The sequence below is a fragment of the Nonomuraea sp. NPDC050786 genome (assembly GCF_040654115.1).
Lineage (GTDB): Bacteria > Actinomycetota > Actinomycetes > Streptosporangiales > Streptosporangiaceae > Nonomuraea.
Genome location: NZ_JBFAHJ010000001.1, coordinates 114851 through 126551 on the forward strand (window position 1 = coordinate 114851; position 11701 = coordinate 126551).

16 protein-coding genes are annotated in these 11701 nt (G+C 69.1%); 2 read left to right on the forward strand and 14 right to left on the reverse strand.

Features of this window, described 5'->3' with window-relative positions; genetic code table 11:
* Position 1 precedes the first annotated feature (1 nt).
* The 9 genes from AB0H84_RS00640 to AB0H84_RS00680 all read right to left on the reverse strand — a co-directional run bounded on the left by AB0H84_RS00640 (position 2) and on the right by AB0H84_RS00680 (position 6648).
* Positions 2–424 (reverse strand): hypothetical protein, encoded by a 423-nt coding sequence (locus tag AB0H84_RS00640; RefSeq protein WP_357595982.1) that lies wholly within the window; start codon positions 422–424, stop codon positions 2–4.
* Between the two features lie 5 nt (positions 425–429).
* Positions 430–1026 carry a head-tail connector protein gene (locus AB0H84_RS00645; RefSeq protein ID WP_357595985.1) on the reverse strand — a complete coding sequence of 199 codons (597 nt, stop codon included), beginning with the start codon at positions 1024–1026 and terminating at the stop codon, positions 430–432.
* 6 nt (positions 1027–1032) lie between these two features.
* Entirely contained in the window at positions 1033–1338 is a 306-nt protein-coding gene (locus tag AB0H84_RS00650; protein WP_357595988.1) for a hypothetical protein, read from the reverse strand.
* A 74-nt stretch (positions 1339–1412) separates the two neighbouring features.
* Positions 1413–2825, reverse strand: coding sequence for a phage major capsid protein (locus tag AB0H84_RS00655; RefSeq protein WP_357595991.1), 1413 nt, complete (start codon positions 2823–2825; stop codon positions 1413–1415).
* A complete protein-coding gene (locus AB0H84_RS00660; protein WP_357595994.1) occupies positions 2822–3613 on the reverse strand; it encodes an HK97 family phage prohead protease in 792 nt (263 codons plus the stop codon). Before AB0H84_RS00660 ends, AB0H84_RS00655 begins: the two co-directional genes overlap by 4 nt.
* Positions 3613–4776 carry a phage portal protein gene (locus AB0H84_RS00665; RefSeq protein WP_357595997.1) on the reverse strand — a complete coding sequence of 388 codons (1164 nt, stop codon included), beginning with the start codon at positions 4774–4776 and terminating at the stop codon, positions 3613–3615. Before AB0H84_RS00665 ends, AB0H84_RS00660 begins: the two co-directional genes overlap by 1 nt.
* Positions 4776–4955, reverse strand: coding sequence for a hypothetical protein (locus tag AB0H84_RS00670; protein WP_357596000.1), 180 nt, complete (start codon positions 4953–4955; stop codon positions 4776–4778). The genes AB0H84_RS00665 and AB0H84_RS00670 overlap by 1 nt, the downstream gene beginning before the upstream one ends.
* Before the next feature lie 12 nt (positions 4956–4967).
* Positions 4968–6419, reverse strand: coding sequence for a hypothetical protein (locus AB0H84_RS00675; protein ID WP_357596003.1), 1452 nt, complete (start codon positions 6417–6419; stop codon positions 4968–4970).
* Positions 6412–6648, reverse strand: a complete 237-nt coding sequence (locus AB0H84_RS00680; protein WP_357596006.1) for a hypothetical protein — start codon at positions 6646–6648, stop codon at positions 6412–6414. The genes AB0H84_RS00675 and AB0H84_RS00680 overlap by 8 nt, the downstream gene beginning before the upstream one ends.
* Before the next feature lie 256 nt (positions 6649–6904).
* On the opposite strand from AB0H84_RS00680, the gene AB0H84_RS00685 reads away from it, so the two are divergent.
* Both AB0H84_RS00685 and AB0H84_RS00690 read left to right on the forward strand, forming a co-directional pair.
* The gene (locus AB0H84_RS00685; RefSeq protein ID WP_357596009.1) at positions 6905–7120 is read left to right on the forward strand and encodes a hypothetical protein; all 216 of its coding nucleotides are present in this window, start codon (positions 6905–6907) and stop codon (positions 7118–7120) included.
* A 384-nt stretch (positions 7121–7504) separates the two neighbouring features.
* Positions 7505–7633, forward strand: a complete 129-nt coding sequence (locus tag AB0H84_RS00690; protein WP_357596012.1) for a hypothetical protein — start codon at positions 7505–7507, stop codon at positions 7631–7633.
* Positions 7634–7728: 95 nt separating this feature from the next.
* Here the strand turns inward: AB0H84_RS00690 and AB0H84_RS00695 are convergent, their stop codons facing one another.
* From AB0H84_RS00695 to AB0H84_RS00715, 5 genes are all read right to left on the reverse strand, one after another.
* Positions 7729–8514, reverse strand: coding sequence for a hypothetical protein (locus AB0H84_RS00695; RefSeq protein ID WP_357596015.1), 786 nt, complete (start codon positions 8512–8514; stop codon positions 7729–7731).
* A gap of 41 nt (positions 8515–8555) precedes the next feature.
* Positions 8556–9845 (reverse strand): DnaB-like helicase N-terminal domain-containing protein, encoded by a 1290-nt coding sequence (locus AB0H84_RS00700; protein WP_357596018.1) that lies wholly within the window; start codon positions 9843–9845, stop codon positions 8556–8558.
* Positions 9842–10663 (reverse strand): hypothetical protein, encoded by an 822-nt coding sequence (locus AB0H84_RS00705; protein WP_357596020.1) that lies wholly within the window; start codon positions 10661–10663, stop codon positions 9842–9844. The genes AB0H84_RS00700 and AB0H84_RS00705 overlap by 4 nt, the downstream gene beginning before the upstream one ends.
* A complete protein-coding gene (locus AB0H84_RS00710; protein WP_357596023.1) occupies positions 10663–10854 on the reverse strand; it encodes a hypothetical protein in 192 nt (63 codons plus the stop codon). The genes AB0H84_RS00705 and AB0H84_RS00710 overlap by 1 nt, the downstream gene beginning before the upstream one ends.
* Before the next feature lie 297 nt (positions 10855–11151).
* Entirely contained in the window at positions 11152–11436 is a 285-nt protein-coding gene (locus AB0H84_RS00715; RefSeq protein ID WP_357596026.1) for an excisionase family DNA-binding protein, read from the reverse strand.
* Positions 11437–11701: the final 265 nt, after the last annotated feature.

Here is an 11701-nt window from a genome sequence, read left to right on the forward strand (position 1 = left end):
GTCAGCCCCTCCCGATCACACGGACGACCAGCTCAGCGCCGTAGTAGAGCACTTGGCCGACCTCATACATGCGGTACGCCTGGACCCGCATCAGGTGCAGGTCATCGCACAGCCCGCCGAGCGCGGGCTCCCCGGGCGCGCCCCGCGCGGCCACGAGCGCGGCCTTGACGGAGTGCGGCCCGGACCCGGCGAGGTAGCGATCGAGCGCGGCCTGGCCCGATCGGTCGTCGGCCCGCGACACGAGCAGGCGGCAGGTCACCTCGATCTCGTCGAGGCCACGCCCGAACGTTCGGTCGAAGGTGATGTCGACCTCGCCCGCGTAGAAGCACGGCTCGGGCACCGAATCGGGCACGTACCCGAAGCAATTCAGCGACGGGGTACGGTCGCGTACGGCGTCGGCCAGGCCCTTACGGACCGCACCCACCTCCATCACGCACCCCCGAACCCGGGCAGCCGGTACGGCTCGACGAGCGCCCTCACGTCGGGGTCCAAGTTTGGAACCCTCATCAGGCCGAACTCACTGGACCCGGCGACGCCATCTGGCGAGTCCTTGCGCCGGTAGAAGCGCATGGCTTGCATCTGCGTCGCCTGGACGATCGTTGCGGGCACGGCCGGCCAGCCCCAGACGGCGGTGATGCGCACCGCCCGGTGCAAGCTCCACCAGGAGTAGCGCCGTTCGAGTGCGGTGATGGGCTTGCCCTTGACCAGCGCATTGTCCGGCATGGTGGCGTAGCCGATCGGCTCGACGGTCTCGAACGTCACGCCGTTGCCGACTTCCACGACCAGGCCGTCATCGGTGGCGATGTCATCGACCACCAGGGCCTCCGTCCACTCCTCGCCCCGGGCCACGCGGCCACGCACGCGGAAGGTCCGCGCGGTCGCCGTGGCGTCCTTGCCGAACGTCCGGCCGCACCGCTCGTGGATGCCCTCCTCGGCGGCGGCGATGGCTTGCTCGATCAGCGAGTCACGGTCGTTGTCCGTGATGTTGAGCGCATGCTTGACCGTGGCCAGCTCGACGTACGCCACGCGCGCCTACACCTTCCGCTTGGTGCGGGCGGCCGTGGTCCGTGCGGCTGGCCGCTTCGTGCCGGGCTGCGCCGTGGCGGTCTCCACGACGGGCGCGGTCGGCGGCTCGGCGGGCGGCTCCTGGTCCTCGTCGTGGCGCTGGTCGACGGGCTGCGCCTGGCGGCCACGGACCCGGGTCGGCTCGACGTCGAACAGGTCCGGCCGCTCGACGACCAGCGGGGCCTTGTCGTCCCAGACATCGCCCAGGGCCAGCGGCGACTGTCCCTGTGACCAGCGGACAACGCAATCGTTCTTGACGTACACGACGCCCATGTCTGCGGTTCTCCTTCACGCGCGAGCAGCGCCCGGCTTGGTCTCCGGACGCTGCTCTACGTCGGTTGTTCTGGTCAGCTCGTCTTGTTCTGGAGCATGCGGAACCCGGCGTCGTTGATCGAGTCGGCGCCGACGCGGGCCCAGGCGAACCACGCCCGCTGACCGGTCGGGACCGTGAGCGTGCCCGCCGCGTTGAACACGTGCGGAATCAGCTCGATCGACATGCCCGCGCGCTGCGCGATGAGGTAGTTCCGCCAGTCGCCCACGACCATGAGGTCTGCGGCGCCCACGCCGGCCGGGAGCGCGTCGAAGTAGTCGTTCAGGTAGAAGCGGCGGCCCTTCAGGACCATCACGCCCTCTGCCGTGAAGTCGACGGTGAAGGCGCTGTCATTGCCGCCTGCGCCGAGCTGCTGGACGGCGTTGTTCACGTCCGTGTGGCCCATCCACGCGGCTCGCGCGTTGCGGTACCGGATCGGCAGCGCGGCCCACAGGTCGTTGACGTCGGTCGCCGTGATGGTTCCGGCCGTGGTGTTCAGCACAGCCGACGAGGTGCCCGTCAGTGCCGTGATAATGCCGGTCGGCTCGTTGGTGCCCGTGCCATTCGTGAACCTGTTGACCAGCAGCTCCGAGTAGCCCTCGCCGAGCAGCGTGGACATCTCGGCGGCGAATCCGGGATAGTCCTGGTCGACCTCCAGCGAGTACGGAATGTAGCCGTCCGCCCGGTGAGCCGGCACGCTCGGCTGGGCCAGCGTCGGCGCGTTGTCGGTCGCGGGCGCGCCCTCGGCGCGGAACTGCCACGTCACGCCCGCCGAGCTGACGCCCTTCCACGTGTCGGTGGTGATGGTCTCCACCCGCGCGAGGTTGAAGAAGTCGTTCGGGGAGCCCTGCGCCGTCAGGATGATCGTGGGGTCGATCAGGACCGGGACGCCGTAGCCGCCGCCCGGGTCCGAGCCGATCGACATGGCCCGGAACTCCTCCCAGCGCTGGACGGCGCGGGACTGCTCGGGGGTGAGAACCGGCGTCGACCGCGACACGAGCCGCATGAACGCCTCGCGGTAGTCCGGGTGCTCCGTGACGAGCATGCGGCGGGCCAGCATCCCGCCGTCGACGTTGTCGTTCCGGGTCTGGAGCAGCCTCTCCAGGCGGGTCCGCTGCTCGTCGGCCAGGTGGCCGTTCGCGTCGTCGTCGCCGAGCACCGCGCGGGCCTGGTCGACCAGCTCGCCGTGAGCCATCCGCGTCGGGTCGCCGTCGAACGGCGTCACGCGGGAGCCGATCTGCGTGGTACGCCAGCGGGCGCGCGACTCGGCGACGCGCTCGCGCCGCTCGGCCTCGTCGACCTGCTCGCGAAGGTCGGTCTCCTCCGTGTCCAGCTCGTTCCATCGGGCCTGCTGCTCGTCGGACAGCGAGGACTCGCCCGCGGCCTCGTCGAGCTGGCGGCGCTCGGTCTCGATCTCGGCGAGCCGGGCGCGCATCTCCTCCAGCGTCATCTGACGCCCTCCTTGCGGTTCAGATACGGGTAGCGACGCCAGCGCCGTTCGCGTGGCGTCAGTCCGCCCGAGTGGCCAGCGGCCGGCTCGTGGGGTTGTTCGGATGCGGCTGCCTGACGCTGCCCAGTGCCATGCGGCGGCTGGGCGGCGGCGGCAGTGCGAAGCTCGGTGACGCGAGCGGTCAACCGCTCGACGTGCGACGGGTCGACCGTGCGTAGGTGCTCGTACCAGTCGTCGGTGAGCGAGCGGACGCCCGCCGACGCGGACGGGTTGGCCGGCCAGGTAACCGGCCCTGTCTCCAGAAGACGGACCTCGGTCACGCTGCGCTCGGGCAACCCCTCGGGGTTGTGCTCGGACACGCCCGGTTCCTCGTTCCAGGTGTGTTGCAGCACGTGGAACATGAACGAGCTGCCGTAGGCAGCGGCCTCCAGGCCGGGCAGCAGATCCCGGTTATACGAGGTGTCGAACAGGGGCACCTCGGCAACGGGCGAGTCGTCCTCTTCAACCAGGCGGGCGGGTACCCCCAGGAGCTTCTGGTGGATGTGGAAGTCGCGCCCGTGGTTGAACATGATCTTTACCTGGTCGGCGCGCTCGGCGATCGTCTTGGAGAACGCCCCCGGCACCATGCGCTCCAGGAAGCGGCCTTCCCACCACGAGTCGATCTCGTACCAGACGTTGAACGGGGCGAACCGCAACGTCATGGTGGGCATCGGGTCGTCGTCGGCTCGCGCCACGCGGACCGGCGCGCGAACGGCGCGGACCAGCGTCAGGTCACGCAGCGGCTCCATCAGGTGTTCCCCTCGTCATTGTTCGCGGCGGACCCAGCCGCCACAGGGTTCGGCTCGTCGCCCCACGGCACGGGGGCCTGGTCCTCGATGGCGCGGACCTCGTTGACGGTCGCCCACCTGTTCCGCAGCGCCACCTCGTGCGCTTGGAAGCGCGTCAGCGTGGTCGACTGCAGCAGTGCGTCCCGGTTGAACTTCACGTACTGGCCGCGCGGCAACATGCTGGTCAGCACCCGCTCAGCGCGCTTGAGCCAGCGGTTGAGCGCGTACACGAGCAGGTGCGTCGCCCTGCTCTCGACATTGCTGTATGTCATCGACCCGCCCGACTCGTAGCCGAGCACTTCGGCGACACCGGGGCCGAAGATGCGGGCACACTCGGCGTCGGTGTAGCGGTGCGTCTCCAGGAACTGGGACTCTTCCGGAGCCACCTGAATCTGCTGGTACGTCCAGCCCTTGCCCAGCACCACCGGCTCCCGTGAGCCCCGCAGCGCGGCCAGAAACCGGCGCTTGGCCTCCTGTGCCAGCGTCGGCGTCATCTCGACCTCGGAGTTCGTCAGCATGCCGCCCGGGTGCGCACCGTCTTTGAACCACTGCGCCCCGAACCTGGTCACGGCGATGTCGAGGCCGATCGTCGTGGCGTGGTGCGCGACCGGCGACAGGCCGAGCACGACGCCGGGCAGCGGGTAGGCGCGCGTGTGGAACAGCTCCGCCTTGGGGATGTCGCGGCCGTCGAAGGCGAACTTCGGCTCGCCGTCGACCAGCCAGCCCGACACGTGGTCGGGGTGCAACAGCTCGACCGCCGTGGGGAAGTGGTCGCCGCGGCGGTTGCGGTCCCGCACGAGGCCGAAGGCGTTGCCGCGCAGCAGCCAGGACATCACAAGCTGATAGACCCAGTCCTCCAGGCCGTGCCCGTCCGCGCCCGGGTCTTGCAGGTGCGGCGGCGTGCGAAGGTGTTCGCGGTCGGCGTCCTCGCCCCGGTAGACGTCGATGGGCATCTCGGAGGCGAGCGAGGCGAGCAGGTCGACCGACGACCACACGGCGACGGCCTGGAGAGATTGCTCGGCGCGCGACAGGTCCACCTGGTCGAACGTCGACTCGACGAACGCGGGCGGTAGCACGATCTCGCGCCGCTCGCGGCGAGGCTGGCGCCCGGAGAACAGGCCCACTACAGCCTCCCGTCGAGGATGAGCAGGAACACGCCAGCGGCCACGAGGGCGGCGGCCAGGGAGACGAGCGCCAGGCCGACGCAGACGAGCAGCGCGCCCGCCACGCCGAGCCACGTCGAGCGGGCCCGGCGCGCGATGTCGCCGAACAGCGTGGCGGCCCACAAGAGCAGCGAGCGCATGCGGCCCTCCGATCAGTAGATGTTGCCCAGCGGGTCGTACTTCTGGCGCACCACGTGGGCGCGGGTCTCGTAGGCGCGGCGGGCCAGGGTGACCGCGACCAGAGGTGAGATGTCGACGCTCGACAGGCGCCGGCCCCAGCCCCAGGCGTCGCCGAGCGGCCGGGTCTTCGCGCCACGGATGGCGTCGGTCATGACGTCCTGGCCGATGTGCCGGAACGTCTGCTGCGTCACCGCGTCGACGAGCTGGCCGCATGCGGCGGCCACGTCGCCCGCCGTGGGGATCATCAGGTCGCCGCGCTTCGGCTTCTCAGGGTCGTCGGGCGGCTTGATCCCGGCCTTGCCCATGTCGACGAGCAGGGAGCCCGCGGGCCCCTTCACGTCCAGGCCGATCGCGACCGGGTTCCACCGCCGTTTGAGATCCACGAGCCGCTCGACAATCCAGTCGGTGCCCGCGCGACGGTCGATCGCCTCCGCATGCCCCAGGCCGTCACGGCGCAGGCCGTACACGGCGATGCTGGCCATGCCCCGGTCGGGCGTGATGTCGACGGCGATCGCCACGGCGCCACTCACCCGGGATTCGGGGTCGGCCAGGGCTTCCCATGCCTCCAGCGACAGGACGGACGGGCCATCGGTAGCGCGCGGGTGCCAGACTCCCAACCGCTCGATCGGGAACCGGTCACCGAGCCCGGACGGCTTCGCCTCGTCGACCACGGTCTCGTGGCGGATCCGGATGCCCAGGCTCGGGTTCGCCGCGTACCAAAGGTTCTGGTCCGCCAGCGCGCGGCGGATGTCGGCCGGCTCGGACAGGTCGAGGTCGACGCCCCAATCGAAGTGGGCCAGGCGCTCGGCGCCGTTCTCGCCGTCGTCGCGTAGCCCGTACGCCCAGGCGGTCGCGTCGTCCGGGGGCGTCCCGAAGAACCAGACCTGCGGGTTCGGTCGCGCCGAGAGCGTCGGCAGCATGGCGGCCATCTGCGCGGCCACGAGCGCCTGGGCCTCGTCGAGGATCACGAGGTCTCCCGACAGGCCGCGCCCGCTGCCCTTGGACCGCGCGACGAACTTGAGACGGCCGCCCCCGGCCGCCCTCGTCAGCTCGATCCCTTGCTCGCCGTTGGCCTCCCTGATCTTGGCCACCCTCCTGGAAAGGGTGGCGCTCCCGTCGATCAGGTCACGCAGCCGGACGAACGCCTCCTGCGCCGTGCGATATTCGTGCGCGGAATGCAGGGTCAGGCGCTCTTTGAACAGGAACAGCGCGGCCAACTCTCGGGCCTCGATGATGGCGCCCTTGCCGTTCTGCCGGGGCACCCACACGCTGACTTTCGTCGACGACCAGCGCCCGTCCGCCTGTTCCCCAAGCCCGTGCGTAAGCACGAACTTCTGCCACGGGTCGAGCACCAGGCCGGCCTCCGCGGCGAGGTCGATCACCTCGGGCGCGGCCGTGGTCACGTAGTCGGGCCACTTACCCACGCGCGGCTTTTGAGCGCCTCTTCGTGCGCCTCGCCGCGAGGTCGTCAAGGGTGTCCACCTCCCCGCCCGGTAGCGCCTCCAGCTCGGCGAGCACCTGGCGCAGTTCCTTGGCGACCACGGCCGCGTCGCGCTTCTCCGCGCTGTCGAGCTCGGCGGCCAGGCGGTCGCGGATCGCCTCCAGCGCCGCGCGCCGATCGCCGCTCATCACCGCCTGCAGCAGGTCGCTCATCGCCCACCTTCCGAACGTCGCGAGGCGCGATTTTCGCGCGGAGAGAGATGCGGAAAGGGGGGCGCGGGGTCATCCAGGCCCTTGGTCAAAAACTCCGGTCTGCGGAAATGCAGAAGTCACCAGTCTTACGAGGGTGTTCGACGGTCGGGCAGGGCTTGGTGCTGCGCACGATCCACGCCTCTCAGGACATACACGAACGCGGAGATGGAGAGCCGGAGGCCGTGACATATTTCAGCGTCTGGCGGACAGTCGGATCATGGCTGACTATGACGAGCAGGCCGAGCAACTGCACGCCCAAGCGGCGGAAGCGTTCGAGAGAGGGGATCGGGACGGATCGCTGGCGCTTTCCGCCCTGGCGCAGACCCAGGCTCTCCTGGCGGTGTATGACGCGATCTACGCTCTCGTTCACAAGGTGGAGTTTCCGATCGCCAAGCATCTCCAGGACATCAAGGAGCGCATGCCGTTACGGTGACGTCGGGATCGACAAGAGGCGTCCACAAAGGATCCACCTCGGGAGCGGGCGTCACAGGGCGCGGCGGCCCGGCTGTCCAACGCTCGATGCCCCAGCCGTCGACCACGTGCACCAAGCGGTGACCGGGTCCGCCGTTGCGGGTGCATGCCGGGCATGAGTGCGCAGTCGGGACCAGGCGCTCGTTGGTGTGCATGGCGGTGGTGACCTCCGGGCGAGGGTAGGAGCGCCCGGAGGTCACCACTCCTGCGAGGTGCGCAGCGGTGCGGACGGTGGCCGCGTGCCGCGCTCCTGGTTGCAGGCCCGCGGCTTACCGTCGCGCGGCGGGCACACAGAGCATGGGGAGCTGGACCCGTGCGCGGGTCTCATGGCGTAAGGGTCGATGGGTTGATCCGCGTCGAGCGCGACGGGAACGAGGTGGTCCGCCTCGCCGGCGCCATGGTGCCCGCAGAGGTGACAGAGGTCGCCGAAGATCTCGAACATCTGCCGCCGAGCCCTGAGGTACGGGCGGCCTGATCTATGTCGGGAAGTGGGGATGTGAACCACCCCCGGAAAGGCGAAAGGCCCGCACATCGGCGGGCCTTGATTTGGGCATGCGTCATCGCCCGGGATCATGATGCCTGTGGATAACCCTGATCGTCAAGCTGAGCGATCTCGGCGCGGCGCACCTGCTCCGACAGCCACTCCCACTCGTGGAGCGGCCAGCACGGCTGCCCCCGCCACCAAGTCCCCACGTGCTTGCTCGGCGGCTCACATCCGTCGTTCTCGCACGTGATCGCGATCTGCTGCTCGCACTTCGTGCACAGGCGCCGGTAGGGCTCCCCGTGCTCGCAGCCCCGGCCGCCGAAGAGGTCGCGCACCCGCCACGTCCTCGCCCCACCCGCTGGCGTCTCGGGGGTGACACCCCGGCACCACGGGCACACGACATCCAAGACCTGACCGTCGTACAGCAGCCCCAGCGCCCGCGCCACGGTGGCCACCAGGCCGTGGCTACGTTCGTATGCCCATGCCCCCAGTTCGGGCTCGTCGACCTCGGCGAGGCGGCGCGCAGCGAATTCCAAGTACGGCCGTGCGTCGGCCAGGCCGGTGCTCGGCGGCTCCAGGGCTGGGCACATGAGGGCCGCGGCCAGTTCGTCGGCGAGGTCGACGGCGTCGGTGAGCAGGTCGGTCAGCACGTCGAGGACCGGCACCCGTAGCGGGGCCGGACTCACGCCGAAGGCGTCCCCTGTCCGATCCAACCGCTCCAGCCACGCCTGATGGTCTCGCTCGGCGCGCTGCTCGGCGGTGAGCTGCGGTCGACGCCACGGGGTAGGCGTGCCCTGCAAGCGGGAGGCGTACAGGTCAGGCCAGTACGCGGCGACCCATCGTAGGTCGGCGATGGCGCGTGCGACGGACATCGTTGGCTGCTCCTTGGGGGGCTCATGGGACAGAAAGATGGTCATGGGGTTCGCCGCAGCCCTCTGGTTGGAGTCCATCCGTCGTCCTCGTTCGGGTCTATTGCTCGCTCCGTCCACGGCCAGATACCTCCCGCGGCGAGGCGTTCCGGCCATTCCCGCTCGTCGCGATCACCGCGCCAGGACTCCACGTCCACGACGCGGCGTACCTTGGCCTCGTCGCAGTCGGCTCGCCGGATGCCGTAGCCGAACTCGGGCCACCCGAGCAACGCCGACGAGCCACGAGGGCGGAGATCTCGCCGCCCACCAGGACCAATTGCGTGGCCGGCGTGCGCTTCCAGCAGGACGCACGCGCCCCGGGCTCGGACCATGTTGAGCGCCGCGAGGATCGGGGCGGCGTCGTCGTCAGAGTTGAGGGCGCGAGGAGCAAGACGATAAAGCGGGCCGATCGCCACCAGGTCGGGCTTGATGAGCGCGACTCGGCGCAGCAGCCAGGACACGTCTCGATCGCGAGCAAGATCCAGGCCCTCCGGGCGGATCTCCACCCACAGGTTGGTTTCCTCGATCGGCCGTCCCTGGCTCTCGGCCTGGGTAATGAGGGGACGTAGCTTTCGCCGCACATGCGTGGCCGTGTTTTCGCAGTCCACGATGAGGACCCGCCGCGGAGCGATCAGCGTGTGGTTGAACGGGTGGATGCCAGCCGCCGTTGTGACAGCGATCTGGCGGAAGAGAGTGGATTTACCCAGCCCCTCCATGCCGGTCAGGACCAGCCGGTCGCCGCGCTCCAGCAGATTGGGGATGATCCAGTCGTACTCGGTGTCTTCGACGGCGAGGAACTCGCCGATGGTGGGCGTGTTGACGTCATCGTCGCCGAGTTCGAAGTCACGAACCTGTTCCAGCTCCCGCACCGCTGCGTCTGCCAAGCCATGCGCGTCTGTCTCGCCGGAGCCAGAGGCCCGCTGGATGATGCGGCGGCCAGCGGCGATCAGGCGCCGTCGTACCGCGTGTCCGCGGACGATCGCGGCATAGTGGGCAACGTTGGCGGGGACCGGGCAGGTGGCGATCAGGGTGTGCAGGTACGCCCCGCCGCCGACGAGTTCCAGCTTCCCGTCGTTCATCAGGCACGCCAGGACCGTGGTGGCGTCGGCGGGCCTGCCCTCGCGCACAATACCCAGGATCGCCTCGTACACGAGCTGGTGTGCGGGCCGGTAGAAGTCCCCGACGCTGACCGTGGGCAGACACGCCTCCACAGCGGCGGCGGACTGGAGCATCGCGCCCAACGTGGACTGCTCGGCGACCAGATCGTGGGGTTCGAGGCTGGCGTCGAAGCTCATTGCCGCTCCATCCAGGCATCGCGCGGGCGGGGCCTCGGGGTATCAGGGGGCGGAGCGGCATGGCCGACCTTGGCCTGGTTACGGGCCTTGAGACGGAGCTGGTCGTACTGCAGGCGGAGCTTGGGCATCGACAGGATGGTCGTCTGCCAGAAGGGATCGTCCTGGCACCAGTCGATACAGCTATGGACCTGCTCCTCGGTGTGGCCGTCACGATCGAGCATCAGGCGGGCAGCGTTCCTCCACTCCCTGGTGATCTTCGGCCTCTTGCTGCCGTTCTTCACGATCCGGTCGGCCAGGTGGACGCACAGCCGCTCAACGTCCTGGCGAAGCTCAACTACCTCCGTCGGCGGCTCCGCCGACGAAGAAGTGTCGTGTTGTGTAGTGCTGTGGGAGTCGGAATCCGCGCGGCTTCCGTCCGGATTCCGCTCGGATTCCGCGCCGTCTTCCGCGTGGACTCCGATAGCGGTCTTCTTCGCCTTCCGCGCACGGTCGGTCGTGCGATAGGCGCGGATCTCTTCCGCAGACTTGTTCCACTTCAACCAGCTTCGGACCTGGTAGCCGCCCTCGACGCGCAGCCAGAGCCCGGTCTCCACGAGCTTCTCGGCGCGCTCTTTCGCGTCCGTCATGCCGACGCCGACGAAACGCACGAGTTGGATGTCTGAGATGAAACCGTCGCTCATCATCTCGCCGCAGAACGCCAGCCCGCGGACGAACAGCAGCTCGGCGGCCTCGCCTGCGATAGCGATGTCGTCGTCCTTGTAGTAGCTGACGGACAGTGGGGTGTAGGCGCCGGCTCGGCGGGCACGGTCGAGGGCCATCACGCCCTCCCGCACCGGGAGTCACGCTCTGCGGCGGCGGCCTGCCGCGTCCATGGGGCGCTCTCCATGTCGTCCGTGATGTGGTCGAGGATGTGGAGGGGGGCAGCATGGAGGAGGTTCTCCCAGAAATCCTCCGCCGTCTGCCGGATGGTCAGCACTACGGGCAACGTCGCCCTCGCCTTCAAGATCAAGCCGCTGATCCTGCGTCAGCGGCTATGAACGTCGTAAGGGGTGCGGCCTGGCGGCGGCGGGCCGCCAGACGGCTACGTGGCTCAGGCCGAATACGTGTACAGACGGCCTGAACTCGGGTGTGGTCGCGATACACCTGCAGCGTCATGAGACGGCATCGCGTCCTACCCCTGAGCAAGTGCGTGGGTAAGGCCACTGGCCCGGCGTCCTACCGGAGGCCGGGCCAGTGCAGGCGGATTAGCGCGTGCGGTGGATCATTACGCGCTGTGAGATGGGCGTCGTGCAGGCGGTGATGTTCATCACGCCTCCGGCGCCTGGTTGCGCAGGCGGGTAACGAAGTCGAGGACAGCCTGACGGGGCACGCGACGCCCACGGACGCCGAGGACGACACTCTCCAGCTCGCCGGACTTGATCAGCGCGAACATCTGAGTCCGGCCCAGCGAGAGCTGCTTGCGCGCCTGGTCGACCGTCATGAGCAGGGGAAGGTCGACAACAGTGTCGATGGAGCCACCCAGCACGACCGGGATTTGGGTCCCGTCCGAGTAGGCGTTGTAGAAGCGCCCCCCGTCCTCAACGACGCCCACGCAACGGGGCGTCGTCAGAGACGAATCGCCCTCCATGCACATTTGCGGAGGAAGGGAACCGAGGGGTTCACGGCGACCTCCCGCACCCTTAGAATCGGGCACGACTCTGCTCTCCTTGGATTGAACGACCAGGTAGTGGAGTTGTGGCCCTCAGTGGGAACACGTGTAGCGGCTGGGGATTAGGCCCCCCAACCGCAGGCACCCCACTGAGGGCTTAGCGCTGCCTGGAGGACTTCACGAGCCACAGGGGTCCCGCGCGTACTCC

Coding starts and splice junctions, on each gene's coding strand:
- AB0H84_RS00650 (WP_357595988.1), bottom strand. CDS start 1,338: ATGGGCGTCGTGTACGTCAAGAACGATTGCGTTGTCCGCTGGTCACAG.
- AB0H84_RS00655 (WP_357595991.1), bottom strand. CDS start 2,825: ATGACGCTGGAGGAGATGCGCGCCCGGCTCGCCGAGATCGAGACCGAG.
- AB0H84_RS00660 (WP_357595994.1), bottom strand. CDS start 3,613: ATGGAGCCGCTGCGTGACCTGACGCTGGTCCGCGCCGTTCGCGCGCCG.
- AB0H84_RS00670 (WP_357596000.1), bottom strand. CDS start 4,955: ATGCGCTCGCTGCTCTTGTGGGCCGCCACGCTGTTCGGCGACATCGCG.
- AB0H84_RS00680 (WP_357596006.1), bottom strand. CDS start 6,648: ATGAGCGACCTGCTGCAGGCGGTGATGAGCGGCGATCGGCGCGCGGCG.
- AB0H84_RS00685 (WP_357596009.1), top strand. CDS start 6,905: ATGGCTGACTATGACGAGCAGGCCGAGCAACTGCACGCCCAAGCGGCG.
- AB0H84_RS00695 (WP_357596015.1), bottom strand. CDS start 8,514: ATGTCCGTCGCACGCGCCATCGCCGACCTACGATGGGTCGCCGCGTAC.
- AB0H84_RS00700 (WP_357596018.1), bottom strand. CDS start 9,845: ATGAGCTTCGACGCCAGCCTCGAACCCCACGATCTGGTCGCCGAGCAG.
- AB0H84_RS00705 (WP_357596020.1), bottom strand. CDS start 10,663: ATGGCCCTCGACCGTGCCCGCCGAGCCGGCGCCTACACCCCACTGTCC.